Annotated in this window: 21 protein-coding genes; 13 read left to right on the forward strand and 8 right to left on the reverse strand. The window is 46.1% G+C overall.

The window, feature by feature from the left end; all coding sequences use genetic code 11:
* Positions 1-92 precede the first annotated feature (92 nt).
* Positions 93-2,966: a zinc-dependent metalloprotease gene (locus D0A37_RS11245; protein ID WP_445242519.1), complete on the forward strand. Its 2,874-nt coding sequence runs from the start codon at positions 93-95 to the stop codon at positions 2,964-2,966.
* Between the two features lie 217 nt (positions 2,967-3,183).
* Here D0A37_RS11245 and D0A37_RS11250 read toward each other — a convergent pair whose 3' ends face one another.
* The 3 genes from D0A37_RS11250 to D0A37_RS11260 form a co-directional block, all read right to left on the reverse strand.
* Positions 3,184-3,462, reverse strand: coding sequence for a photosystem I reaction center subunit PsaK (locus tag D0A37_RS11250; protein WP_242724138.1), 279 nt, complete (start codon positions 3,460-3,462; stop codon positions 3,184-3,186).
* Positions 3,463-3,764: 302 nt separating this feature from the next.
* Entirely contained in the window at positions 3,765-3,977 is a 213-nt protein-coding gene (locus D0A37_RS11255) for a chlorophyll a/b-binding protein (RefSeq protein ID WP_006634547.1), read from the reverse strand.
* Between the two features lie 74 nt (positions 3,978-4,051).
* The gene (locus D0A37_RS11260; RefSeq protein WP_242724140.1) at positions 4,052-4,264 is read right to left on the reverse strand and encodes a hypothetical protein; all 213 of its coding nucleotides are present in this window, start codon (positions 4,262-4,264) and stop codon (positions 4,052-4,054) included.
* 291 nt (positions 4,265-4,555) lie between these two features.
* On the opposite strand from D0A37_RS11260, the gene hflX reads away from it, so the two are divergent.
* From hflX to D0A37_RS11290, 6 genes are all read left to right on the forward strand, one after another.
* Complete coding sequence (gene hflX, locus D0A37_RS11265; RefSeq protein WP_242724147.1) at positions 4,556-6,151, forward strand: GTPase HflX; 1,596 nt, start codon at positions 4,556-4,558, stop codon at positions 6,149-6,151.
* A gap of 1,296 nt (positions 6,152-7,447) precedes the next feature.
* Entirely contained in the window at positions 7,448-7,711 is a 264-nt protein-coding gene (gene grxC / locus D0A37_RS11270) for a glutaredoxin 3 (protein ID WP_242724151.1), read from the forward strand.
* A 67-nt stretch (positions 7,712-7,778) separates the two neighbouring features.
* Positions 7,779-8,738, forward strand: coding sequence for a glutathione synthase (gene gshB / locus D0A37_RS11275; RefSeq protein ID WP_242724154.1), 960 nt, complete (start codon positions 7,779-7,781; stop codon positions 8,736-8,738).
* Positions 8,739-8,995: 257 nt separating this feature from the next.
* Positions 8,996-10,135 (forward strand): Gfo/Idh/MocA family protein, encoded by a 1,140-nt coding sequence (locus D0A37_RS11280; RefSeq protein WP_242724161.1) that lies wholly within the window; start codon positions 8,996-8,998, stop codon positions 10,133-10,135.
* Positions 10,136-10,243: 108 nt separating this feature from the next.
* On the forward strand, positions 10,244-12,082 hold the full coding sequence (locus tag D0A37_RS11285; RefSeq protein WP_242724163.1) for a CHAT domain-containing protein: 1,839 nt from the start codon (positions 10,244-10,246) through the stop codon (positions 12,080-12,082).
* A 166-nt stretch (positions 12,083-12,248) separates the two neighbouring features.
* The gene (locus D0A37_RS11290) at positions 12,249-12,830 is read left to right on the forward strand and encodes a hypothetical protein (RefSeq protein WP_242724166.1); all 582 of its coding nucleotides are present in this window, start codon (positions 12,249-12,251) and stop codon (positions 12,828-12,830) included.
* 336 nt (positions 12,831-13,166) lie between these two features.
* On the opposite strand, the gene D0A37_RS11295 is transcribed toward D0A37_RS11290, so the two are convergent.
* The gene (locus tag D0A37_RS11295) at positions 13,167-13,313 is read right to left on the reverse strand and encodes a hypothetical protein (protein WP_242724167.1); all 147 of its coding nucleotides are present in this window, start codon (positions 13,311-13,313) and stop codon (positions 13,167-13,169) included.
* 125 nt (positions 13,314-13,438) lie between these two features.
* Between D0A37_RS11295 and D0A37_RS11300 the strand changes: the two genes are divergently transcribed.
* Positions 13,439-15,940 (forward strand): glycosyltransferase family 2 protein, encoded by a 2,502-nt coding sequence (locus D0A37_RS11300; RefSeq protein WP_242724172.1) that lies wholly within the window; start codon positions 13,439-13,441, stop codon positions 15,938-15,940.
* A gap of 124 nt (positions 15,941-16,064) precedes the next feature.
* Here the strand turns inward: D0A37_RS11300 and D0A37_RS11305 are convergent, their stop codons facing one another.
* Together D0A37_RS11305 and D0A37_RS11310 are read right to left on the reverse strand one after the other, a co-directional pair.
* Positions 16,065-17,492: an ABC transporter substrate-binding protein gene (locus D0A37_RS11305; protein WP_242724177.1), complete on the reverse strand. Its 1,428-nt coding sequence runs from the start codon at positions 17,490-17,492 to the stop codon at positions 16,065-16,067.
* Positions 17,493-17,727: 235 nt separating this feature from the next.
* Positions 17,728-17,934 carry a hypothetical protein gene (locus D0A37_RS11310; protein ID WP_242724180.1) on the reverse strand — a complete coding sequence of 69 codons (207 nt, stop codon included), beginning with the start codon at positions 17,932-17,934 and terminating at the stop codon, positions 17,728-17,730.
* 547 nt (positions 17,935-18,481) lie between these two features.
* On the opposite strand from D0A37_RS11310, the gene D0A37_RS11315 reads away from it, so the two are divergent.
* The 4 genes from D0A37_RS11315 (at position 18,482) to D0A37_RS11330 (ending at position 21,703) form a co-directional block, all read left to right on the forward strand.
* Positions 18,482-19,396 carry a COX15/CtaA family protein gene (locus D0A37_RS11315; RefSeq protein WP_242724186.1) on the forward strand — a complete coding sequence of 305 codons (915 nt, stop codon included), beginning with the start codon at positions 18,482-18,484 and terminating at the stop codon, positions 19,394-19,396.
* 204 nt (positions 19,397-19,600) lie between these two features.
* Positions 19,601-20,578 (forward strand): heme o synthase, encoded by a 978-nt coding sequence (locus tag D0A37_RS11320; protein ID WP_242725478.1) that lies wholly within the window; start codon positions 19,601-19,603, stop codon positions 20,576-20,578.
* A gap of 162 nt (positions 20,579-20,740) precedes the next feature.
* Positions 20,741-20,980, forward strand: coding sequence for a DUF4926 domain-containing protein (locus tag D0A37_RS11325; protein WP_242724193.1), 240 nt, complete (start codon positions 20,741-20,743; stop codon positions 20,978-20,980).
* Positions 20,981-21,196: 216 nt separating this feature from the next.
* On the forward strand, positions 21,197-21,703 hold the full coding sequence (locus D0A37_RS11330) for a hypothetical protein (protein WP_242724195.1): 507 nt from the start codon (positions 21,197-21,199) through the stop codon (positions 21,701-21,703).
* Here D0A37_RS11330 and D0A37_RS11335 read toward each other — a convergent pair.
* Together D0A37_RS11335 and D0A37_RS11340 are read right to left on the reverse strand one after the other, a co-directional pair.
* Entirely contained in the window at positions 21,688-22,251 is a 564-nt protein-coding gene (locus D0A37_RS11335) for an IS630 family transposase (RefSeq protein WP_242715923.1), read from the reverse strand. The two genes, D0A37_RS11330 and D0A37_RS11335, sit on opposite strands and share 16 nt — an antisense overlap.
* Positions 22,251-22,634: a helix-turn-helix domain-containing protein gene (locus tag D0A37_RS11340; RefSeq protein WP_242715925.1), complete on the reverse strand. Its 384-nt coding sequence runs from the start codon at positions 22,632-22,634 to the stop codon at positions 22,251-22,253. Before D0A37_RS11340 ends, D0A37_RS11335 begins: the two co-directional genes overlap by 1 nt.
* Before the next feature lie 48 nt (positions 22,635-22,682).
* On the opposite strand from D0A37_RS11340, the gene D0A37_RS11345 reads away from it, so the two are divergent.
* Positions 22,683-25,013, forward strand: a complete 2,331-nt coding sequence (locus D0A37_RS11345; protein ID WP_242724200.1) for a pentapeptide repeat-containing protein — start codon at positions 22,683-22,685, stop codon at positions 25,011-25,013.
* Positions 25,014-25,646: the final 633 nt, after the last annotated feature.

The raw sequence follows: 25,646 nt of genomic DNA on the forward strand, positions 1-25,646 counted from the left end.
TTTTGAGTTATTTTAGAAGTTAAATGCTCCCAACGTTGCGAGTGCGGCGCGACTATCTCAAAACTATTCTTTCCGGCGGCTAAATACTGAAAATGAAAAGATTGATATTTCCTGAAAATAGCAAAAATACACAGATAAAAAATCCTAGAAAAAATCTGCCTTTGATATTTTTTATATTATCTTTAGCATTTTTCTGTTGGAGTTTGTATAAAGGTTTATTTTTACCTTTGGCTTTATCATCTCCGCCGCCCAGAAACGAACAAAGTAGCGAACAGCAAACTATGGCACCCTTTGAAGAGGTTGTCAAAGACGCGCAAAAGTTAGAGGGACTATTTACCCTTTACCGCAATCAAGCAACTAATAAAGTATATCTGGAAATTAAGCCGCAACAACTCAACAAAAAGTTCCTGTGCTTTGTGACATTGGCATCGGGTTTGGGGGAAGCCGGCATTTTGAGCGGAATGCCGATCGGTGATTTCTTGTTTCAACTGCGGCGCGTCCAAAATAACGTGCAGTTTGTGATACCAAATATAAATTTTCGCACAAGTCCGGGCGACCCGCAAGCAGGTTCGGTAGAACGGGGATTTAGCGAGTCGATTCTCTATTCTTTGCCTCTCAAAAGCATTCATCCGCAAAGACAAACTCTGCTAATCGATTTAGGAGATTTGCTGATGAGCGAAAAACGCGATTTACCAGGGGTAAAAGCGATTTTGCCGATGCTTTTGGGTTCTTCTTACTCGATCGATGCAGATACGTCTTCTTTTAAAGATGTTAAAGCGTTTCCACTGAATGTGGAGATTGCTTCTGTCTATGGTTTTTCTAGCGATAACGACAGTGCGGTTAACTATTTGCCTTCGGTTCCTGACAGTCGGGCTTTTAACCTCCGCATTCACTACAGTTTCTCGGAAGTGCCGCTAAATAACGGCTACCGCCCCAGACTGGCGGACGAGCGAGTGGGCTATTTTCTCACAGCCTATAAGGACTTTTCTGACAAGAGCAGCCGGGAGCCTTTTGTGCGCTATATCAATCGCTGGCATTTGCAAAAGCAAATCCCGACAGCGCCGATGTCGCCTCCGGTACAGCCGATCGTCTTTTGGATTGAAAATAATGTGCCTCCCGAATACCGAAACGCAATTCGCGAGGGCGTTTTGGAGTGGAACAAAGCTTTTGAAAAGGCAGGTTTTACTGAGGCAATTCAGGTAAAACAAATGCCGGACAATGCTAAATGGGACCCGGCTGACGTTCGCTACAATACTATCCGGTGGTCGAGTTCTTTTGAGCCTCAGTTTGCCGGCATCGGGCCCTCTCGCACTAACCCGCTGACGGGGGAAATTTTGGATGCTGACATTCTCTTGGATGCTAATGTTGTCCGGGAAATCAAACAGGGTTATGGGTCTTTGGCAGAACAAAATAAATCGCTATCTAAGAGTTTTCAAGGGCGAAACGGTTCTAATACCAATCCCTGTCAGTTTGGGATGTATTCTCGCTATTTGAATGTGCTAGAAAATGGGGATTTAGGAAAAAGCAGCGGCGAAAATGCTCAAGGTGGAATTGCTGATGATTTGCCGACTTTGGTAGAAAGATATCAAGAGCAAAAGCGCTCGCCTTTATCGCGCTTGATGTTGAGTTCGGATATGTGTTTTGGGTTGGAATCGAGCCGCCAGTTTGCGATGGGGGCAATGTCGATGGATCTGTTGGAAAAGGCAGCGCCTAGCAGTCCGGCAATTGACAATTATGTCAATCAATATATCCGATATTTGACAGCCCACGAAGTCGGTCACACTCTCGGTTTAAGGCACAATTTTCACGGGAGTACGATGCTGCAACCTGAGGAGTTGAACAATACTCAGGTAACTCGCACCCAAGGTTTGGTAGCGTCGGTTATGGATTATGTGCCGATTAATTTGGCACCGCAGGGAACTGTGCAGGGCGACTATTATCCAACGATTGTAGGGCCTTATGACGATTGGGCGATCGAGTATGGTTACAAGGTGATTGGCGGGGTAAACCCCAACAGCGACTTACCAGCGCTGCAACAAATTGCCAGTCGCGGTGCCCAACAGCAATTAGCTTACGCGCCGGATGAGGATTCTGTGGATATTCTCGATCCGGCTGCGAATACTTTCGATCTCAGCGCCAATATGCTGAAGTATTCGCAATGGCAATTGGATAATGCTAGGGCGATGTGGAAGCGTTTGGAAAAGCGGATTCCGGTTGGGGAAGACGGTTATAACGAACTGCGGGTGATGTTTGATTCGGTGTTCGGGTATTATGTCAACCAGGTGATGAATGCGACTTTGTATGTGGGGGGACAGTCGTTTAATCGGGTTCGCCCTGGCGATACTAATGCGAAGTTGCCGTTTGTGCCGATCGAACTTTCTCAGCAGCGAGAAGCTTTAGCAACATTAGAAAAGTACGTTTTTGCGCCGGATGCGTTTAGTTTTGCACCGGAGTTGCTCAACAAATTGGCGCCTTCGCGCTGGGAGCACTGGGGAAGTCCGGCTTTGGTGTTTCCTCTAGATTACCCGATCGGCGATCGAATTACTTTTTTGCAGCGGTTTGTGTTGCGGGTTTTGCTATCTCCGATGCGCTTGGCGAGGCTGCGGGATGCCGAGTTAAAATCAGCGCCGGAAACTGCTTTGAGGTTGCCGGAAGTGTTGGATACTGTACAAAAGGATATCTGGGAAGAGGTTTTGCAGCCGGAAAAGAAGATGCAAATTTCAAACTTTCGCCGTTCTTTGCAACGGGAACATTTAGCGATTTTGATTGGAATGGTGCTGCGAAAAACGAGTGTTCCAGAGGATGCGCGAAGTTTGGCTTGGTACGAGTTGCGGCAGTTGCGGGAGGGTTTGAGCAAGAGTATTCGGAATTTGGATCGGAATGCGGATGCTTATACGCGGGCTCATTTGGAGGAAACGCGCGATCGAATTTCTAAGGTTTTGAATTCGCAAATTCAGTCGAATTAATCTTGGCTTTTGTACCTCATAACAGCGGGAACCGCTGTAAGTCCGGTTAGTTGTAGGTGCATGGTAAAAAAAAACGATTTCTGCGTCACTGGAACGCAAAAATTAAAATTAGGGGTGAGTGCTTTTCACTTACCCCTGCCATTCATTTTTTGGGCGCTTTTTAGCTTACTACAAATTGTAGCAATAATAAATCACCCCAAAAGCGACGCAATTTATCCTAAAAATACTTGTCGATGTGGAGGCTCAAAATCATGAATGTTCCCAGCAAATGACCTGCGCTCATGCAAGCCAGAAATGCCGGTACGCTTACATTATTGAACAGAGAGGGGAAGGGCAAAGGCATTTTCGGTCCGACGTGGGGATACCAAATTCTGCGGCTGAGAACTAGCAATGCTAAGATATTGCAAACAAACATCACCAAAGGCTTTTGCCAATTTCCTGATGCTGTGTCAGTCACAGTCGATGCTACTACTGCCAGTAAATTTGAGTTAATCATTGTTGATGCTCCTACTTTTTCATAAACTATCAGAAATGCTCGATGAGATTTCTTTCCACCAATATAATAGCAGGAGCGAGCGCCTTTACGTAATAAATATCTATCCGTAGGAATATTCACCACGCCAGCGACATCGCCCCCACCCATAATCATGGAATCACAGCAAGAAGTCTTTTAATGCCATTCAAAAGTAACGAAAGATACAAAGGGACAAAACCATACTCGCTGCCATTTGTAACTTTTAGCCTGTCTGGCAGTGGCGGCATTTAGTCACGCTGCCAGACAGGAAAGAGTGCTACTCATTAGTGAGCAATGTAGGTAGGCAGAAAGTGAAGTATGTCACGTAGAACGCTATATCCAGCGGCATCCCAAAGCAAATAAGCTAAGAAACCGATCATCGCTAAGCGACCGTTCCAAAGTTCTGCTTGCGGGTTGAAGCCAAACAAAAAGGCATTCCGATCTTTGCCGTTGTAAGCATTAGCTGTAGGAGGCAAGTTAGTAGGACGAGTTTCCATGTTTTTACATTCCTTAACAATGTTCGCTTCTCATGGTAGCGACCTAATTTCTGCTTTGCTATCTGTCTCTAGGCTCAAGATACACACAAGTCTAAAGGAGGATTTTGAAACAAAAAATAAAGTGTTAAGTTTTGTTGCGCGAGATTTTTCCGCGATCGCCTGTATCTGTAGATACTAAATACAACTGCAAGTTGAGATGGCCGCTGTGAAAGGCTCGATCGCCCCGTAGCCACAAACAACGGCGCTGGTGACTCGACAATACTGAAGCCGCGCTCTGCTAGAGGCAAGAAAATTTAGTAAATTTGAACTTAAAACCCGAACACGATCGCCCTTGAGTTAACTAAAATAGGAGATAAACAGAGCGATCGGGAGAAACAGTTATCGAAACCATCTACGGCCATCTTCAAGGTTTAAAGTCCAGCCAGCTCAAGCAACTCGAAAAGCTTTACCATCAGCGACTACCGGGCGATCGCATCACCACTGCAGACTTCGCCCAGCGCGTCGCGGCCATCAGCACGGAAATAGACAAACCAATCTGCACCTACATCAACCGTCGCGGACAAGTAATTCGCGTCGGGGTGGGTTCACCCCGCCAAACGCAGATTGCGCCCCTAGAATTGCCCCGCTACGGGGGAGGTCGCCTCAGCGGCATTCGCTGCATCGCCACCCACCTGAAGCCAGAAACCCCAAGCGAAGCAGCCCTCACAGCAATGGCAATTCAGCGCCTGGATGCCCTGGTTTGGCTGACACTGACCGGCGGAGGATTTCAGCGCCGCGGCGGCGGCGGGACTGGTTACATCCAAGAAACTTATCTCGCTCACCTGATACCCCAGGGAGACCAGCCAAATTTTGAGTTCTCTGTTTTGAGCGCTCAGTTAGAACCAGATTCAACTGATGAAATAGAAGAGCCTTCAATTGAAAAGTCACTAATCAAAACTCCACACTTTCCCTGGAAAATATCAGAACCGCTGAATTTGGACGAACTCGCCAACCAAGACTTTCTGGATTTGGTGGAAGGACTCGAAGCAGAGTTTGAAGCAGAGTTTGTTGCTAAGCAAGTCGATGCAGACCAAGACAAAGTGCTGCTGGTGGGTGTAATGACTCAGCACATGACTCAGTTGGAGTTTGAGGACGGGCTGGCAGAAATCACGCGGCTGGTTGAAAGCGCTGGCGGTCAGGTGCTGCAAACAGTGCGCCAAAAACGATCGCGCCCCCATCCGCAGACAGTCGTCGGCGAAGGCAAAGTTCAGGAAATTTCCCTCGCCGCTCAGACGGTTAGCGCTAACCTCGTGGTATTCGATCGCGACCTGGGCTCCGCACAAATACGGAACTTGGAAACTCAGATAGGTATCCGGGTCGTCGATCGAACAGAGGTAATTCTCGACATCTTTGCCCAAAGAGCTCGAACGAGCGAGGGTAAATTGCAAGTCGAACTCGCTCAGCTAGAGTACGCCCTGCCCCGGCTCAGAGGGATCGGTCAGGCAATGTCGAGACAGGGTGCTGGTATTGGTACCAGAGGTCCTGGGGAAACCAAACTCGAAACCGAACGGCGGACGATCGCCAAACGCATTTCTCGATTGCAGCAAGAAGTAAATCAACTGCTGGCGCACCGCTTCCGGCTACGGCAGAATCGGCATCATCACGAGGTACCCTCAGTGGCGATCGTCGGCTACACCAACGCCGGTAAATCGACTCTGCTCAACCTGCTCACCAATTCCGAGGTCTACGCCGCCGACCAGTTATTTGCCACCCTCGACCCCACAACCCGACGGTTGACCATTCCTGGCAGTGTGACCGGAGAGCCTCTGTCGATCGTCCTCACAGATACAGTGGGTTTTATTCGCGAACTGCCCCCCGCCTTGATCGACGCTTTTCGGGCTACCCTCGAAGAAGTCACTGACGCCGATGCTTTGCTGCACCTGGTCGATCTCTCCCATCCTGCGTGGCAGAGCCAAATTCGATCGGTCATGAATATTTTGACCGATATGCCCGTAACTCCCGGACCAGCCCTTGTAGTTTTTAACAAAATCGATGCCGTAGATGGAGAGACTCTCGCCCTCGCCCGAGAAGAATTTCCTCAAGCAGTATTTATTTCGGCCGCCAAAGGTCTGGGGATGGAAACTCTCCGGGACAGACTAGCTCAGCTCATTGAATACGCCCTCTACCCTCGGTAAATACTTAAATATTCCCTTTGAAGAGTTGACATTAGGGAATATACGTACATATACTGAGGACAGATCTAGTCGAACTATGAGATTATAAAAGAGTAGTCAGATTGTGCATTCCACAGTAAAATACACCATCTCTATTCTGCGCTCGGTTAAATAATTAATTTCCCGATGCCGCTGTGAAGGTAAAAGCACTCTTTGTTAATGGCTGTAATAATGGCTGTAACGGCTGTTGGTTCAGAGGTGGCAAACAGATGTTGCTTCACTCTGGGCCAACCACGGTACGCGACGTAAATGTGAAAGAGAATAATATTATTATTAAAGTGTTTGGGCAATCACCTCAAGCGCTATACTATCTTTTACAGACGTTCGCGAGAGAATACATCCATTTACGGTAAGAGCTCTAAAATCCTTGCCCGTCGTGCAGCGCTAATCTCTAAGACTATTTCTATTTTTCGATTTTACCACTGTTTAACTAAATAGTTATGTGTACGCCACTGGCAAAACTAGCAATTGGACTCTCTGCCACAATGGCAACAGCGTTTTACTATCTAGCTGCCGCCCCTCCGGCTTCAGCGCAAGTAGATGTGTGTGGGCCTGGAAATTATTCTAGTGCCTGTGTCCCCAGCGAGGCACCAACCCCAACGGAACCCGACCCACAAGTGGGGACCCAGCCGAGTTTGCCCCCAATATACACAAGCCCACCTTCGAGAACGCCAACTGCTATTCCTGAACCGGGTACTGCGCTCGCAGTCCTACTGACAGGTGCAGGAATGATCTGTTCGTGCAGAAAACGAAACAAGCAGGTTGGTCCGCAGCGCTAGGCAGGCGGAGGACCAACCGGTTTGCCTTCCAAATGTCTCCGTTTATTTAAGCGTGGGTATTTGTTTCCTTAATATATAAAATAATAAAAAATTGTATAAAAAATAACTTCACACCTAGCTTGTACGCTGCAAATAGAGCCGGATGTTGAAGGAAGAAAGCTATAGCGACTTCAGTCAGGGTAAAAACAAGGAAGAAGGCAAATGCACTTCCCGGTAAGGGTTTCAGCCATGAATAACCTCCGGTGCAACAGATAAGGTTGCTAGATGTAATAAAAATTAAAATATAAAAATTAAAATAAGATTGGTTAAGATCAATCCTTCGGACAGTTTTTGATAGCCAACCGTATAATAAGGGTTTCAAGGCTCCAAGGCAAGTTCCCTACCAACGAAAAATCAAGGGTTTCAGCCTAGGAACTAAAAACCGTCCGCACTAGGGTTAAGATTACAATTAAAAAATATTGTTATTGCTTGAGCGTCCATGACCCCTAAAGTAGAAATTTACACTTGGAGAACGTGCCCGTTTTGCATTCGTGCCAAAGCACTGCTAAAGCGAAAAGGGATTGATTTTACAGAGTACGCGATCGACGGAGATGAAGCAGCACGGGATCAAATGAGCGATCGAGCCAACGGAGGGCGCAGCCTGCCCCAGATATTCATTAACGACCAACACATAGGCGGCTGCGACGACATCCACAGACTCGATACTCAAGGCCTGCTAGATCCGCTGCTAGCAGCAAAATAAGGCCTTCCCTGTGGGATTTTTAGTGAGCCCAAATTTTCCGGCGACCAATTCTTAATTTTAACTGACAATGAAATTTGCATTCATCATCGATCCCCTCGCGCGACTAATTCCAGGACACGATACCAGCGTAGCGCTGATGGAAGCCGCTCAAGAGTTGGGTCACGAAGTCTGGGCGACTCAAGCCAACGAATTAAGCGTCATCGGCGGCAAAACCTGGGCAATGCTGAGTCGGGTAGCCCTCACCCCAGTAAAAGTGGTAGAGGGACGCTGGGAGGCTGCTGAGGCTTGGTACCAGGTAGAACAGCCTACTTTGCAGCCTCTGGAAGCAATGGACGCAGTATTTATGCGGACAGACCCCCCAGTCAACATTCCTTACCTCTACGCTACTTACCTTTTAGATGGCATCGATCCCACGAAAACTTTGGTAGTTAACAGTCCCAAAGGATTGCGGGCGGCGAATGAAAAGATGTATGCTTTGCAATTTGAGGGAGCGATCCCCGAGACAATTGTTTCTCAAAACAAACAGGTAATTCGGCAATTTGTTGAGAAAAAAGGAGCGGCAGTTCTTAAACCATTGGGTGGCAAAGCTGGCGAGGGGATTTTGTTCTTGGAAGCCGACGATCGCAATCTCAACTCCCTGGTCGAAATTAGCACTCAACAAGGGCAAATTCCAGTGATGGTTCAGACTTATCTGCCGGAAGCAAAAGAGGGAGATAAACGGATTATATTGTTGAACGGCAAGCCCATCGGTGCTATCAACCGCATTCCCACTGGCAATGAATTTCGCGGCAACATGGCCGTCGGCGGCCGAGTCGCAAAAACAGAAATTACCGATCGCGAACTGCAAATTTGTGCTCAGTTAGAACCAGTGCTGCAACGAGACGGACTGTACTTTGTCGGCATTGATATCATTGGCGGTTATCTCACAGAAGTTAATGTCACCAGCCCTACAGGGATCAGAGAAATTGACTTGTTTGACGGCGTTAATTTGGGCAAACAAGTAATGGAATGGGTAGTTAGTCAGTAGTCAGTGGTGAGGGGTCAATAGTCAGTGGTCAGTAGTTATGAGTTATTAGTCATTGATTAGTCGTTATTAGTTATTGGTCATTAGTTATTGGTCGCAGCTAACAAATAACAACAGTCAACAGTCAACCGACAACAGTCAACAGTCAACAGTCAACCGACAACAGTCAACCGACAACAGTCAACAGTCAACCGACAACAGTCAACAGTCAACAGTCAACAGTTAACAGTCAACAGTCAACAGTTAACAATTATTAAATTATGTCAAAAATTGGCGTTGCAGTAGTCGGTACAGGTTTCGGTCAAAAAGTGCACCTTCCCGGATTCCAGGCCCATCACCGGACAGAGGTTGTGGCTGTTTACCACCGGAATTTAGACAAAGCAAAGGCGATCGCCTCTACCCACAATATCCCCTACGCTTGCGACTCGATCGCCGATATAGTAGCCATCCCAGAAGTAGCGGGCGTCAGCATTTCCACGCCGCCATTTTTGCATTTTGAAATGGCAAAAACCGTCTTGGAAGCAGGCAAGCATTTATTATTAGAAAAACCCACAGCCCTGACAGCAAATGAAGCCCGGGAACTTTACCGATTGGCCAACAACGAATCTCAAAGCGATTTTAAAAATGGTGGTTCCAGAGCAATTGCCACAATGGACTTTGAGTTTCGCTTCATCCCCGCATGGCAAATGCTAGCAGAATTATTGGCAGCAGAATATGTGGGAGAAAAGCGTTTAATTAAGATTGATTGGCTGGTGTCGAGCCGCGCTGATGCGAGTCGCCCCTGGAATTGGTACGCGCAAAAAGAGCGAGGCGGCGGAGTTTTGGGCGCGACCGGTTCTCACGTTTTTGATTATATTAGCTGGCTGTTCGGTCAGCCCCAGAGGCTTTCGGGGCAATTGATTACAGGAATTTCGGCGCGGCCTGATCCGAATGATGGGGGAAATTTAAAATTAGTTGATGCAGATGATTCTTGCACGTTGATGTTGGAATTAGCCGGGGGAACTCCTTGTCAAGTTTGTTTGAGTTCTGTTACTTATCAAGGGCGGGGACACTGGGTGGAAATATACGGGAGTAAGGGTACGTTGGTGTTAGGAAGCGACAACCAGCAAGATTACGTCCACGGATTTCGCTTGTGGGGTTCCCAAGGTGGAGAACCTTTAGCTGAAATCAAAATTCCTCAAAGATTGGAGTTTCCTCAAGTTTATCCAGACGGGAGAATTGCACCGTTTATTCGAGTAGTAGATAGGTGGGTAGAAGCGATAGATGCAGGTAAATCGTTGATACCGTCCCTCAGAGAAGGGGTTTACTCGCAGTTGTTGATGGATTTGACCCAGGAGTCGAATGCTACGGGAACTTGGGTAGATTTACCGAATATAGATAAATTTTTGGGCACTAAGTAAAAGTGAAACATCCCACAGCAATCTCACGCACTCGATCGCACCCCAAACCCGATAAACTACAAATAGAGAAACTCAATCCAACCCTATATCCAGAGTCGGTAGTTGTGAATGGCGCGCCCTGAAAGTCCTTGCCTCAGTATAGCGATCGCTCGCCTGAGAACCGCTGGGGCAAACCATTTTGCCACTTGGGTTCTACAAGCTCCCTATCCCAGCGGGTACGTTCACCACGACTGTATGTGGCCCGATACCCTATCCCAATCTTGGAAAGCTTGGCAGGAAATGTTTTCGCCCTCCGGGACAATTCACGAATTGCCCCTAAATCCTGATGGCAGTTTCGTCTCGCCGGAAAACAACCAGAATATACTGGCAGAAACTGAACAACGAAGTCCTCAGTCGCTAGACCTCGCTCCAGCGACGCCCTCTGTGCCGCTCCACCTCGGTCAACGGGGGTGGGGCGACAAAGGGGATCAGCATCCGCCTCGGCCACCGGCAAGCTACAGCAGCCGCCTGATGCAGCATTTGGGGATGAATCTTTGGCAGTGGCTGTTTGAAGGGCCGATTCAGGGTAGTCTCCAGGAAAGTAAAGGTATCGCGATCGGGCAAAATCTACCCCTGCGAGTGCGCGTAGACTTGCGCGAACCGTATTTAATTGCTTTACCTTGGGAAATTATGCAGCCTCAAGCCGGTCAACCGGCAATTTCTCTGTCGCAGCAACTGCTTTTTAGCCGCACTACCAGCAATGTTGAACCTTTGCCACCCCTGCAGCCTGCGGAGTCGCTCAACATTTTGCTAGTTTTGGGACAAGCAGAACCCGGCCGCGGTGCTAATTCTCAATTTTCCAACAGCAATAACGGTCATTTGCAGTTGGGAGAGGAAGCACTCGCCTTAGCTGGCATTCTCGAAAGTGCTTTTCAAACCGACGACAGCGGCAAATATTTTGACATCAGCGTTCCGACTCGCGTCGATACTCTGATCGAACCTACTCCGGCGGAACTCATTTCTCGGCTGGAAACGCAAGCTTACAACATTCTGTTTTACGCGGGCCACGGAATCCCCGGCCCCGACGGCGGTTTGCTGTTTTTGGGGCCGGAAACGGCGATTAATGGCACTGAACTAGCTCAGGTATTAGTTCGGTGCCGCGTGACTCTGGCGGTGTTTAATGCCTGCTGGGGAGCTCAGCCGGCGGTGGAGAGGTTGCACTCAACTAACGGCCAGCAACAGGCGATCGCCCGCAGCAGTTTGGCTGAGGTACTGATCCATCACGGGGTGCCTGCGGTGTTGGGGATGCGGGACTCGATCGCCGATCGCGAGGCCCTGAGTTTTATCCAAACTTTTGCTCAAGCTTTGGCCGGACGGATGTCGATCGATCGGGCAGTCGCTGTCGCCAGACAGCAGCTATTAACGCTCTACAAGTTCAATCAACCGGCTTGGACGCTGCCTGTGCTGTATATGCACCCTGAGTTTGACGGTCAGCTAACTGAGCCGGTAGATGACCTAAAAACTGAATTGCCTTTAAATTCTTCTACTTGGCTGGGACGGTTGCCGTCTTGTGCTTATTTGCGGGGGCGCCATCGACCAAATGCCAAATCTACCGAATCGACCAATCAGGTTTGGCCGATTCGCGCAGGTATGGTTAGAGTCGGACGCTGGGAAGAAAACGACGTAGTGATTCGAGAACAGTGGGTTTCTCAAAAACACGCCGAGATTTTCTGCCGAAACACTATCGGAGATAGCCGGGAAGAACCTAGCTATTTCTTGCGCGATTTTTCTCGCTACGGGACTCTAGTTTTGGGATCTCAGGGATGGCAGAGAGTTCACCACCAAGAATTGCTGCTACGCAGCGGGACTCAGCTAAAATTTGGCAGTTCTCAAGGTCAGATTTTTGAGTTCACTATTGAGGTTCCTAAAACTTCGGGCTACAGTGAGACTGATTGCGGAACGAATTAAGGTGCGCGTGTAGCTAATGAAGGCAAGCGGCGAGTGGCACAGCAAAGTTCTGGGCGTTGAGTCTCCAATCTGAATTTAAAAGAGTTACTTACCACTGATAGCTCCCAACTAGCTCTTGGCACAGTCCCCCTTCTATATTTTCCTTTTCCCCCTGAGGTATTACATCATGGCTACCCAATCTCCTGATTCTGAATATTTTCGCGACTCACAAACTCAGGCCCAGATGGAACTTCTCGCCACAATAGTTCAGACTGATGTTGCTTATCCCTGGAATCCTGCACAGCTTGAATCAGAATCTTATTTGGCTGCCCTAGAGCAGGAATTTGCGCTATCTGATTCCTTCAGCGACAGCGATATTGCCCTGAAGTCGCAAGTTTTATTCTCGCAATTAGAACAAGTTTGGCTGGCGACTGCTCTGCAAAAATCTTTGCGCGAAAAATTTGCTCGCGTTCCTCAAGATTTTCTGGCCAGCATCGCTCAAAGCGTGCAAAACGCAACTGTTAAGTATCAATCTTTAGCTGACCAAATGGTGGAGTGCGTCTTAGATATTTTGCCTCAGTGGGCTGAGGAAGATTTGCAGGTGTTGGCACGTCCTTTGGCTTATGCCATGCGAGATGTTGATTCGGAAGGGGGGGAATTGGTCATGGCTACTAAAAGACCTTGGGCCCAATTGTCGGAAATAGAACAAGCCAGAGTTAGTTTGGCTGTCGCCCGCTATGCAATCTCGCAATTAGAAATTGCTGATTAGTTTTTGGATGGCTAAATTTTTGTGCTGCGATAGCGGTAATTTTTTTAAATTAATATAAAATTTATCTACCTTTAGTTAGATGTAAAATTCGTCTAATTGCTAAATTCTCTGGATTGCTATAGTTTGATATAGCAATCCTATTTAGTTTGTAGACAAGATAATTTTTTTTGGACTGTAGCAAGCGCACCCGACGTTTATGACTCAGATGTGGCAGCATTTTCAATAAGCTTTTTAGGGGCGGCGTCCGAGAAACGGCCCGCAATAAAAAATTTTTATTGTGGAACAGGCTTGAAAGCCTTTTGCAGGAATGTCAGCAAAAGGTAAGTTAGGAGGTTCTTAATTGCTGAAATCCTTGCCGAAGATTGCTTCTGACTTTTCTCCTAGATAACTAAAGCCTTTTTCCTTCTTCCTTCTGCTATCTTGTGCCAGGTTTGGACTCGCTAAGAAGTTTGGCAACACCCAGCCAGATGAATTATCATACAATGGGCAGAATGTTAAAAAATGTAAATATGGTAATTGGGGTGTGTCGGAATTTTCAACTGAATTAAAAAGTGGACAGCAGGAAACCGTTACTGTTGCATACACGATCGGGACTTTAAAATTATTTTATGACAACTTCAAGATTTGATCTTCAAGACTTGAAACGCCGCTTTTGGCGGATTTCGCGGGTGCCGAGGGCAACGCTAGTCGTGTTGGGGGCAGTTGCTTTCGCAGGTGCGATCGCCGGGGCCTGGTTTTCAGGTGAAGGTACTGTCAGCGATATTTTTGCCACAATCAACACTTGGCAGCAAAACCCGCCTGTGTGGCTGCAAGTGCCTGCTACGAGCAAAATGTATTTGTTAGTGCCGACTATCGCGCTTGTCTCCGTTGCTTTAGCTGCAATTAAAATTTCCCCTCAACCGCAGAAATGGTCGCGCGCTGTAGTAGTTGCAATAGTTCTGGCTTTAACCATTCGCTACGTTTTATGGCGATCGCTCGCTACTCTAAATTTAACCGATCCCTTCAACGGTATCTTTAGTTTGGGGCTGTTTTTCCTAGAAATGCTACTGGTTTTCAACACCAGTATTCAACTGTATTTAATGCTGAGAATGAAAGACCGGCGTCGAGAAGCCGATCGCATGGCAGTTGCAGTTGAAGCTGGAAACTTCACCCCGTCCGTAGATATTTTTATCCCAACTTACAACGAGCCGGCTTTTATTTTACGGCGCACAGTCATCGGCTGTCAAGCTGTAGATTATGCCAACAAAAAAGTATATTTGCTCGACGATACCAAGCGCCATGAAATCAAGTTGCTGGCAAAAGAACTGGGATGCGAGTATATAACCAGACCCGATAATATTCACGCCAAAGCGGGAAACATTAATCATGCCACAGCCCTAACTAATGGAGAACTAATTGTAGTTTTCGATGCAGATTTTATTCCTACTAAAAACTTTTTAACTCGAACAGTTGGATTTTTTCAAAATCCCGAAATCGCCCTCGTTCAAACACCGCAAAGCTTTTACAACCACGACCCCATATCCCGTAATTTAGGTTTAGAAAATGTGCTAGCGCCGGAAGAAGAAATCTTTTATCGGCAAATTGAAATCATTAAAGACAGCGCCGACAGCGTGGTTTGTTGCGGTACATCTTTTGTAGTTAGGCGGAGCGCTTTAGAAGCAGCGGGAGGCTTGGTTACAGATTCAATCTGCGAAGATTATTTTACCGGAATTCGGCTGTCAGCAACCGGATATCGCTTAGTTTATTTAGATGAAAAATTGAGTGCTGGTCTGGCGGCTGAAAATATAGAGGCTCATCTAAATCAAAGGCTACGCTGGGCCCGAGGCACGCTTCAGGCATTTTTTATTGATTCCAATCCTTTAACAATTCGCGGTCTCAGATTTGTACAAAGGCTGTCTCATTTGGAAGGATTGCTGCACTGGTTTACCAGTTTAACCAAGGTTTTATATCTGTTGATACCTTTAGCTTATTCGTTTTTCGGCATCATTCCTTTGCGGGCAAGTGCGCGGGAATTGCTGTACTTTTTCCTGCCTTACTATTTGGTGCAACTTACTGTATTTTCTTGGCTGAACCGCAGATCGGGTTCGGCTTTGCTTTCCGATGTTTATTCGTTCGTTCAGTGTATTCCTTTAGCTGTGACGGTGGTGAGTTCCATGCTGAATCCCTTTGGGAAAGGGTTTCAGGTGACGCCAAAAGGAATGGCGAGCGATCGCTTTCGTTTTAACTGGAATTTGGGATGGCCTTTGATTGTTTTGTTTGCAGCTACAGCAATAAGTTTGTGGCACAATTTAAACATTAATTTAGTTAAAAATTTTGGCACCGTACAGTCAATATCAGAAAGTGCACATTGGTCAAAAGGAATGAGTTTGGGATGGATTTGGAGCGCTTACAACCTGCTGATGCTGGGGATTGCATTACTAATTTTGGTGGATATTCCTAAACCGGACATTTACGAATGGTTCAATTTACGCAGGGTTGTACAATTAAATATTGGCGGTCAAAGTTTTTGGGGTGTAACCACTGTAATTTCGGAAAGTGGCGCTGAAGTTGCTTTGACGCAGTGGCCAAGTTTTGCGGTGAAAAATAAAGGCAGTAAAGAGAGTTTTACAGCAGCAGAAATTTTGCCAAAATATGCCTTTGAGACAAGTTTATCGCAGGGTAAAATAAAAGCGAGCCCTCGCAGTGCGGCAGTCAAGCCAAGGAACTCGGTAGCGCCGTCTGTTGTGGAGTTGGGTACTAAGGGGAGTTTTGCCAAAGGTTTGATTGATTGCGATTCGGCGACTCTGAAAATTATGGAAGAGAATTGTTTTATTCCTGTGGCTAAAATTGAGTTGGTGAGCGATAAATCTCAGTTGGAGTCTAGTTTTCGGGATGGGAAAGAGTGCAGTTTTGGGGAATTTCCCACTGTGCGAATTGCGTTCGATCGCCTGAACATTAGCCAGCACCGCTGTTTGATCGAAATGCTGTATTGTCGCCCGGGCCAGTGGCAGCGGCAGGAAACTCCCGGAGAATGGCGATCGCTGTGGCTGTTGCTGAGAATTGCTTTGAAACCGAGGGCTGTTTTTGAGAGGAATAGGTCAGTTAGACCGATCGGAGTTTCGCAAATTTAGAGCGAGTTTCCATCGCGGGCGGGTTTCACCAAACCTTTATCGCGCCAAGAAACAATCCCATCAAGCTGCCCCCGCCAAGGAACAATGGTAAATTTTACATAGACAAATGACCCGAACTTGTTTTTTAATTAATCGGCACAAACTCGTAACCGTAACTCGTGCGATTTCCCGGTTTAACAGTTACTAATTGAACTGCTCGATTGCGATCGCCCGAAGGTAAAAACCGAATCGGGCCGGATGCTCCATTTGCCGAAAAATCGGACGCCGATAAAGTTTGTTGAATGCCTGTACGAGTCGGATTGCGCCCTAAACCGACAATTAAGGCGATCGTCGCGTCGTAGGCTAAAGCTGTGCGCCAACTTACTTCCGCATTCCAAAGTTGTTTGGATGTTTCGCGAAAGTTTGACTGTGGATCTGCGAGAATGTGCCAAGGAACAGCCAGCACCATATCGGTTGCTCCTGCGCCACCGATTTGCAGTGTTTTAGCACTATAAGCATCGTCTCCTGCTAGTAATGGCAGGCGTTTGGCGTTTACTTGCACTACTTGCAAAGCTTGGTCGAGCGTGGCTGAATCGGATGCTAACAGAATCACTTCGGCTCCTTGGGCGATCGCACTTTTAACGCTCTCGGCAGCATTAAAAGCGCCATTAGCAAAGTCAAATTCGCCTACTATTTGTCCTCCATCTCCGTAAATAGCAGTAGTAAATTCATCTTTTAAAGATTTGCTGTAACTGCTGGCAGAATTGAAAAATACAGCAGCTTTTTGCTTTTGCAATTTTCCCACCATATAGCGGGAAAGAGCATTAGCCGCAAACCGATCGCTCGGCACTGTCCGAAATATATTGTTGCCAACTCCTGAGATCTGCACAGACGTACTTGTCGGAGAAATTGCTACTAATTGTTTTTGCTGATAAATCTTGCTGGCTGCTAGCGTTGTATCTGAAGCAAAATGCCCGATTACTCCTAAAATTTCCGAGTTATTTGCTAAAGCACTGGCAATTTGTGCAGCCATTTCTGGGTTGTTGTCATCGTTAGCAATTAGCACTTTTAATGGAGTGCCGCTAATGCCTCCACTTTGGTTGATTTCATTTTGAGCTTGAGCTACGCCCCGCATAATTTCTAGAGCAGCATTGAGATCGCCGCCAATGGGAACCGCAGTGGCAATTGTGTAGGATTTTTGATTGCCGATGCGGGCGTTGTTGAGGTAAATTAGTGCTTCTGGATCGTTGCGATTGGTTTTCAGCGAAGCTTCTAAGTCGGAAATAGCTGCGTTATAGTTGCCAGATGCGATCGCCTGTACTGCTGCTTGTTTGGTTGTTGTGGCTTGCTCTGGAAGTAACAGTTTTTGGCCAGCACTCAGACGCTGCCCAATTGCCTGGTCTGATTGCGGCGAATTCCCTGTCGAAGATTTGGGAAATGTCTGATTTTGGGGCGATGAACCTCCGAGATTGATGCCGCCTTGGCTTACTAGCCACCAAATACCTGCACCGGCTAGCCCGAGCGTAATTAGGAGCGATAATAGCAGAATAGCGGTTTCATTTTTTTGGGACATGGCTGCTGAATTTTAGATTTTAGGTTTTAGATTCAAAGAAGGAAGGAAGTTCGGCAACGAGCAATGTATGGGATGTAAAGCATTTAATAACAAGTTCTCTTTCATTTAATAATTTATGTAGAATTATGCTAATTTTCATACTTTAGATAGATGATTGGGGGCTGACATATACCTATATTTTAGCAGTTGTTAATTTATTTGATCTTGATATTATAGAATCTAGCTGTGTAGCAGCTTAGATCCCACTGAGGTTGACTGTGATACCTGCGGATTGTCCCGTCTCTGAGAGTTTGGCTTCTTTGCCGTATTTGGCGCTGCTGGGGGTGGGAGCCATTTCTGGGGTGATTGCTGGTGCTGTTTCAGGAACCGCGTCTCCTGAGTCTGCAATCGGTGGGGGTGCGATCGCTACGCAGCCTACTAGGGCCTGCAGGGAAGCTGGCATTTCTCTTGTTTTTTTCCATCCTTTAACTCCTTGCTCGCGGCTACGAAGCCTGGAGTTAAGAGTCGCTGGCTTCTAGCTTGCTTAACTTGTTGACTGCCATTTTATGTGCCGTCATACTTCCTACTAGGGTAGAACAATCAGCTCAATATAGTTTGTTGGAAATCATAGTTTATAGGTTTTTTGATGTTGTTTAGTTTTTTGTACACACTTTTGAGCAGCTCATATCACAATCATCATCTAAATTCTTTTTCTTAATTATCTCTTTATTATTCCGTGAAATCTCGACAGTGGGGGAGTTCTTAATTATCCCGGAGCGGGGAAAGATTAAAGTTTTTTTAAGTTTCACAAAATAAATGACATCTTTTGTAATATAAAGAAGAAAGTTGAAAAAAATATAAAGACAAACTAATTGGATAAAAGTGTCGCTAAGGTAGTAAAAATGACGGTTTGTCAGAGAAAAAGAGTGTTAAGCTAGGCTAAGCTCAGTCACAGCAAAACCTCAATATTTAATTAAGTTCGATCGATAACAAAGGCTAAGGTAAATTCCATGGCAAACTCAGTTTTAAATCAGCCAAACGCAGCAGCAGGAGTGCAGTGGCAGCCAAAAGATATTATCCGCGGCCTAGTGTGGAAAATTGCGATCGCAACCTGGCTGTTAATGGCTGTAGGCAGCGCCACACGAGTCATGAATGCGGGGCTCGCTTGCCCCGACTGGCCGCTGTGCTACGGTCAATTAATACCCGCAGCGCAAATGAATTTGCAGGTATTTCTCGAATGGTTTCACCGGTTGGACGCAGCAGCGATCGGCTTAAGTGCGATCGCACTTTTAGGACTATCTTTGTTTTACCGCAGCCGCCTGCCAAAATGGCTGCCTTGGGCGAGCGCCGGAGCACTATTTTTAATCGTTTTTCAGGGCGTATTGGGCGGCTTGACAGTAACACAACTGCTGAGATTTGACATCGTTACCGCTCACTTGGGAACAGCTTTACTATTTTTTGGCGCCCTGCTAGTCATCGGTTTCATGCTGACTCCCTACGAAGCTACAGGAAATGTCGGCAAATTGGCTTGGGTAAGTTCGATCGCAGCATTGTTAGTTTACCTGCAAAGTTTGCTAGGAGCATTAGTAGGCTCTAGATGGGCGCTGCACCAATGTTTGGATTCCTCAGAATTGTGCTCGGTAATGAACAGCCACATCGCCGGTATCGTACCAGCTACAGCAGCGACTTTAGCCTTAGCAGTCCTGGCTTGGCGACAGCCTGCACTGAGTCCAAAATTGCGAAAACTGGCTAATTGGGCGAGTGTTTGCCTCATTGCTCAATTAGTTCTGGGATTAGCAACTTTCCGGTTGCACCTTCAGGTAGAACCGCTGACAGTCGCCCACCAAGCAGTCGGTGCTGCTTTGCTGGGAACCCTGATAGCTTTTAGTGTTTTAGCTTGGCGCGATCGAGTTTTATCAGCTTGAGAGATAAGACTAAAGCCAAGTAGGGTGCGTCAGACATTGATTATTTCGACTTCAACAGGTTTTACTGTTCTGACGCACCCTACCTCTTGAGAGTAAGATGGGGCGGGTTTATTAATCCTTGTAGCTACAGCAAATATTTATCGGAAAACCCGCCCATACAACCTAATGACGAATTCGCAAATAATTACTAACAGCTTACAACCGATGCAAGAAATCCTTACCAACGACAGCCCCCGCCTCCACGAAAACTTTTCGCAAGTGGTGAAAAGTTACTATCAACTAACAAAACCCAGAATTATTTTACTGCTGCTAATCACTACCTCAGCAGGAATGTGGATGGCCGCCAAAGGAGAAGTCGATCCGCTATTGCTGGTATCAACTATTACCGGAGGCGCTTTAGCTTCTGCGTCGGCGAATACGATTAATTGTGTTTACGACAGCGACATCGATTATATTATGGAGCGCACCCGGTGGCGGCCGATTCCTTCCGGGCGTGTCAAGAAGCGCGATGCTTTGATATTTGCGATCGCCCTAGCTACAATATCCTTTACATTGCTGACAGTTGTTGCCAACTTATTAGCCGCATTGCTAGCAATGTCAGGCATCGTTTTCTACGTCCTAATTTACACCCACTGGCTGAAGCGTCACAGCGTGCAAAACATCGTCATCGGCGGTGCAGCAGGGGCGATTCCCCCGCTAGTTGGGTGGGCTGCGGTGACGGGAGATTTGAGTTGGGGTGCGTGGCTGCTGTTTGGGATTATATTCCTGTGGACACCGCCGCATTTTTGGGCATTAGCAATGATGATTCGCGACGAATACAAGGAAGTAGGCGTCCCGATGTTACCCGTAATTGAGGGCGACGAAGAGACAGCCCGCCAAATTTGGATTTACACGCTATTAATGATTCCTGCAACTTTGCTGCTAGTTTATCCCCTGCATTTAGCGGGCGCGGTGTATGCGGGAACAGCTATTTTCCTCGGTGCTATTTTTGCCCAAAAAGCTTGGTTGCTGTTGCAGACTCCCGAGGATAAGAAGGTTGCGCGATCGCTCTTTAAATACTCTATTCTGTACCTGATGCTATTGTGCGCCGGAATAGTGGTTGATAGTTTGCCTGTGACTCATAATTTTACTACTGCTGTTGTACAAAATGTGCAAACTTTGATTAGTGCAGTTGTGATGTAGTAATTAGTTAAATAGCAATTATTAAAACAAAACCCGCATCTAGCGGGTTTTGTTTGTTTAGGGTAAAATAGCGAACGCCATTCTCCTATCTGCGTTAATCTGCGTTAATCTGCGGTTAAAAAAGAGCGAATACCTATCCTGTCAATAACTGAGGATATTGTGATGACGTTACACGAGTATGATGTTGTTGCCTTGACCGAAGAAATTCAGGCAATCCATAAAGACACCTCTGAGCCAATTTTGCTCCGGCCCGGACAAGTTGGCACTATTCTGATGAGCTTTGACGATCGCGCTTATCTAGTAGATTTCGCCGATGCTCAAGGTAATACCTATGCAATGGAAACCGTTCCTTCAGAAAAACTCATGCAACTCGTTTATGAGCCACTTCCTGCCTACGCCTAATGCACAAATAATACTTTACAGAGTATTGAGCTGAAAATTGCGATCGAGGAATTATCTCGCGGTGTGAGTTTAGGGCGATAAATGAAGTAAGCTAAGGAAGTATCGCCAGCTTTTGAGCCTTCAATTTTTTGAGTTTTTCTACCACTGGATTTGGGTTTGGCTTATAGCTTGTATATGGGTCATAGATTTTCTAGTAATTAAAAAACGGAATAAAATATGAATAATGAGTCGGGATTTTCAATCAAAAAGCCCGTTCCGGTATTGAAAAAATCGATCCAAGTCAACTTTAAGGATTTTTCTAAGGCACTAGGCAAAGTAGGTGTAGACATTGCTTTTGGGAAGTGGGACAGCCTTGCAGCGGATGGAGTTGATGCTCTGGGTGCATTAGGTTTAGCAGCAGGTGCTGAAGAAATTGCCTGGTTGTTCGTTTACCGCTCGTTGTTCCAGGCAATGAAGAACCTGGTTGACGAAAAAACAGAGCTGGAATCGGAGAAGTTTAATTTCAAATTATTGCAGACTCAAATTAATGACGCTTTAGCTAATAGTAGTTTATTAATCAATAAAAAGTTTTTTGAACACCCTGAGAAAGATAAGATCCTTGGGGTGATTCAACCAGCTTTTACCCAGTGGCTAATACATTCTGGCTTGAGTGAGGTAGAAGCAAAGGCAATCAGCCAGCGGCTACCCATTTACAGCACTTCCGGATGTTATGAGGTACAGTAGCAGCAATTAGTAAACCAGTTTTTGAGATGTTTCGGATTAATTAAGTCAAGAGCCACAGCAATTATCGTGTCAACCATTTTAGTGCTGGTTGGTGAAAACTGTCGCAATAAAGATTTAAGTTGCGACCACCATAATTCAATCGGATTAAAATCAGGAGAGTATGGGGATAAACATAAAATAGAAGCACCCACCACGGCAATCATCGATGTAATTGAATCTACTTTATGCGCTGGTAAGTTATCCATCACTACTACGGCTCCGGGCCACAATTGTGGCACTAAACATTTCTCGATAAACACCTCAAATGCTTTGCTATCCATCGAGTTGTCCAGGGTCATTAATGCCACTACTTTCGTGAGGCTAATTGCACCAATTACTGTGACTTTCTTGCCTCGATAAAAAGGTTTGACCGCATAGGCTCTAGTTCCTCGTTGCGAACGTGCATGAGTTCTGGTTAAACCTAGCAATACTCCAGTCTCATCTAAAAATACTAGATTTTTTGGCTCGATATCCTTGACTTTTTCCCAATAGTCTAACCTTAACTTCATCACTCTTTCTGTGCCTGCTTGGCTACTCCTGACTGTTTTTTTTTACGATTTAATCCCAACTTCTGTAAGGCGCTACACATGGCTGTTCTGCCTACCCAATTTCCTGTCTTTTGGGCGAACAACTCACACAATTCTACCAAAGTTGCATCGGGATGTGTGACCACTATTTCTCTTAACTCTTGTGACGCATTATTCAAATGACTGAATCTGGGTTTACCCCTCGGTTTAGGCTGTAAATTCCCCTCTATTTTTTGTTGCTTGACAAGTTTTTGAACTAAGCTTTTACTGCAGGCAAATATTTCTGCTGTTTTTCTGATCGACAGCTTCTGCTCGACATGGGCTGCTACTATTTTGGATCGCAAATCTACTGAGTATGCTTTCATTGGTATATTATTTTTAGTCGATTCTATTGTACCTCATAACATCCGGAAGTGCTGTATTTCGCGGCGGCACTTCATGAGGAATGGGGTAGCCGCCCAAAAGACTATGCGGTACTTCAAGAAAAGCTGGATACTCCGTTTACTCAAGCCAATGAACGGTTACAAGCATGGTTGCGCTATTCAACGTGGCTGCAAAAACAGGTAGAAGAACCTATGTTTGGGGAAGCTTTCAGTTTGAAGCAAGTATTTGTGCCGCTTCGGGCTTACTATAACCGCAAAGTAGAAAAGCAGAAAGATGAAGACCTAGAAGAGAGGATTGGAAGCAGCAGACAATTTGAACGAGTTGTGGTTGAGTTGGAAGCAGAATTAGAAGACTGGTTAAGTAAAGCAAAACGAGATGATGCTATTCGACTGATTAGCGGTGGCCCCGGTAGTGGCAAATCTTCTTTAACCAAAATGTTTGCTGCAAAGGTGGCCGAGAAAGGAAATATTCGAGTTTTGTTTATTCCCTTACATCACTTTGAGCCATCAGACGATCTGATTGATGCGGTTGGAAAATTCGTCAAGTTCGATCGTATTTTGCCCGACAATCCTTTGGATGCAGAGCATCGGGAAGAGCGCCTGCTGATTATTTTTGATGGCTTGGATGAACTAGCCATGCAGGGCAAGATTGCTGAGAAAACGGCTCAAGACTTTGTGGGAGAGGTACAGCGCAAGGTAGAGCGATTTAACCAGCACAAAACTTGTGTGCAGGTGTTGATCAGTGGTCGGGAAGTTGTTGTACAGGCAAATGAACCTGCCTTCCGTAAAGAAGGGCAAATTTTCTATGTTCTTCCTTACTTTTTACCCGAACATGACCGCAAGCAGCACTATGTCGATACCAAAAAGTTACTACAGCAAGACCAACGACAGCTTTGGTGGCAGCGCTACGGTAAACCAAGTGGAAGTGGCTATACTGGTTTACCGCCAGAGCTAAACCAAGGAAATCTGACCGAGATTACGGCTCAACCCCTGCTTAATTACCTAGTTGCCCTTAGCCTGAAACGAGGTGCACTGAAGTTTTCGGAGGAAACGAACCTAAATGCGGTCTATGCTGATTTACTCAAAGCTATTTATGAACGCGGTTGGGCTGCCGATCAACACGTTGCGATTAAAGGAATTGAGGAGAAAGATTTTGTTCGGCTTCTCGAAGAAATTGCTTTAGCTTCCTGGCATGGTAATGGACGAACTACTACTGTCAAAGAGATTGAAAGCCACTGTGATAAGAGTCGGATGAAAGATTTGTTAACACGTTTTCAAACAGGCTTCCAAGAGGATTATAAAGCTAGCGTAACGCGCTTATTTACTGCTTTCTACTTCCGTCAAAGTGGGAACGATAACTCTGGGGAAAAGACTTTTGAATTTACCCACAAAAGCTTTGGTGAATATCTGACGGCAAAACGGATTGTGCGAGAGGTGCGGCTGATTCACAAAAAGTTAGAAGACCGCCAGACAGATCCGGATGAAGGCTGGGACGAACGCGAGGCGCTACAACGTTGGGCAATTCTCTGTGGCTCATCTGCAATGGATGAATATCTATTCAAATTTGTTCTAGATGAAGTGGGGTTGGAGTATCTGCAAGATTCCTCTGATGTTGCTAAATGGCAGCAGACCTTCTGTCATCTAATTGGGTTCATGCTGCGGCATGGAATGCCAATGGAACGCCTAGACCCCAGACCTAACTTTCAGGAAGAGAATCGACAAGCCCGCAATTCAGAAGATAGTTTATTGGCTATTTTAGGTGTTTTCAATCGTTTAACTAAAGAGGTATCAGAAATTAATTTTCCTTCTCATGACGCTTTTGGAATATTACTAGCAAGACTCCAAGGGCAAAGAACAGGACCCTCAAATCCCATGTCTTTTTATTGCCTGAGCTATTTAGATATATCAGAATGTAGTTTGTATATGAGAGATTTTTATCAGGCGGATTTTAGGGGGTCAAATCTTCAAGGCTCACAACTTTTATATGCGAATTTTATTCGTGCAAATCTTCAAGATGTGAATCTTCAACGGGCGAATCTTCAAGGGGCGAATCTTCAACGGGCGAATCTTCAAGGGGCGGATCTTCAATGGGCGAATCTTGAAGGGGCGAATCTTGAAGGGGCGAATCTTCAAGGGGCGAATCTTGAAGGGGCGAATCTTCAAGGGGCGAATCTTCAAGGGGCGAATCTTGAAGGGGCGAATCTTCAAGGGGCGAATCTTATAGAGGCGAAGCTTATAGAGGCGAATCTTCAAGGGGCGAATCTTCAACGGGCGGAGCTTCAACGGGCGAATCTTGAAGGGGCGAATCTTGAAGAGACAATTCTTGAGGGTGAAATACCTGGTGAAACACCGATTAGATAAAGCGCACAGATTGAAATAGTCGAGAATCAAATCGAGCAATTGGCAAGGCTCAAATTCGATCGCACTCAATGCCTCACGATCTATCATTAAAATCAATGGCTGCAAAAGCGAGCTTAGACCATGCTTGCCCTCATCTCACTATAAAAAATTCAATGGGCTGCGGGTTCTGTAATACGCTTACCTGCGACTTGGCAAGATTATCAGAGTTTGTACGATCGCCCAAAAACCAGGTTCTGACCGCAGCAATTGCCCAGCTTCTTCTTTTTTGTTTAGGCTCCCTCTATATCTCTCCTATACGATGCAAGTTGCGATCGCTCGATCGGCAGCGAATTCTACACACCCTAGGAAAATGTTTCGCTCCAAATTATTACTTATTTTCCCTGGCTGGTTGCCGTATTAGTTCAGCAAAATCTGCAAATTTTGGGCAAAGTTGCGATGTCACTCAAACGAGTGACACTCATTTGAGGTAACTAGAAAAAGTGACTAGGCAATTGCCTCAAACTTTAGTGAGAATGAGCGCACTGAGGAAAACTCGTCAGCTAGATTTACTAACTGAAGGTAAGGGTGAACTCAAGCTGAAATTAGCGACCACTAAAATTAGCAAAATCCCCCTTATTATAGCCCAACACATTA

This window comes from Microcoleus vaginatus HSN003 (genome assembly GCF_022701255.1).
Classification (GTDB): Bacteria; Cyanobacteriota; Cyanobacteriia; order Cyanobacteriales; family Microcoleaceae; genus Microcoleus; species Microcoleus vaginatus_B.

What these genes read in the sequence shown, in the direction of transcription:
- D0A37_RS11245 (WP_445242519.1), top strand. Translation starts at nt 93, where the DNA reads ATGAAAAGATTGATATTTCCTGAAAATAGCAAAAATACACAGATAAAA.
- D0A37_RS11250 (WP_242724138.1), bottom strand. Translation starts at nt 3,462, where the DNA reads ATGATTAACTCAAATTTACTGGCAGTAGTAGCATCGACTGTGACTGAC.
- D0A37_RS11255 (WP_006634547.1), bottom strand. Translation starts at nt 3,977, where the DNA reads ATGGAAACTCGTCCTACTAACTTGCCTCCTACAGCTAATGCTTACAAC.
- grxC (WP_242724151.1), top strand. Translation starts at nt 7,448, where the DNA reads ATGACCCCTAAAGTAGAAATTTACACTTGGAGAACGTGCCCGTTTTGC.
- gshB (WP_242724154.1), top strand. Translation starts at nt 7,779, where the DNA reads ATGAAATTTGCATTCATCATCGATCCCCTCGCGCGACTAATTCCAGGA.
- D0A37_RS11280 (WP_242724161.1), top strand. Translation starts at nt 8,996, where the DNA reads ATGTCAAAAATTGGCGTTGCAGTAGTCGGTACAGGTTTCGGTCAAAAA.
- D0A37_RS11285 (WP_242724163.1), top strand. Translation starts at nt 10,244, where the DNA reads ATGGCGCGCCCTGAAAGTCCTTGCCTCAGTATAGCGATCGCTCGCCTG.
- D0A37_RS11290 (WP_242724166.1), top strand. Translation starts at nt 12,249, where the DNA reads ATGGCTACCCAATCTCCTGATTCTGAATATTTTCGCGACTCACAAACT.
- D0A37_RS11300 (WP_242724172.1), top strand. Translation starts at nt 13,439, where the DNA reads ATGACAACTTCAAGATTTGATCTTCAAGACTTGAAACGCCGCTTTTGG.
- D0A37_RS11305 (WP_242724177.1), bottom strand. Translation starts at nt 17,492, where the DNA reads ATGTCCCAAAAAAATGAAACCGCTATTCTGCTATTATCGCTCCTAATT.
- D0A37_RS11310 (WP_242724180.1), bottom strand. Translation starts at nt 17,934, where the DNA reads ATGCCAGCTTCCCTGCAGGCCCTAGTAGGCTGCGTAGCGATCGCACCC.
- D0A37_RS11315 (WP_242724186.1), top strand. Translation starts at nt 18,482, where the DNA reads ATGGCAAACTCAGTTTTAAATCAGCCAAACGCAGCAGCAGGAGTGCAG.
- D0A37_RS11320 (WP_242725478.1), top strand. Translation starts at nt 19,601, where the DNA reads ATGCAAGAAATCCTTACCAACGACAGCCCCCGCCTCCACGAAAACTTT.
- D0A37_RS11325 (WP_242724193.1), top strand. Translation starts at nt 20,741, where the DNA reads ATGACGTTACACGAGTATGATGTTGTTGCCTTGACCGAAGAAATTCAG.
- D0A37_RS11330 (WP_242724195.1), top strand. Translation starts at nt 21,197, where the DNA reads ATGAATAATGAGTCGGGATTTTCAATCAAAAAGCCCGTTCCGGTATTG.
- D0A37_RS11335 (WP_242715923.1), bottom strand. Translation starts at nt 22,251, where the DNA reads ATGAAGTTAAGGTTAGACTATTGGGAAAAAGTCAAGGATATCGAGCCA.
- D0A37_RS11340 (WP_242715925.1), bottom strand. Translation starts at nt 22,634, where the DNA reads ATGAAAGCATACTCAGTAGATTTGCGATCCAAAATAGTAGCAGCCCAT.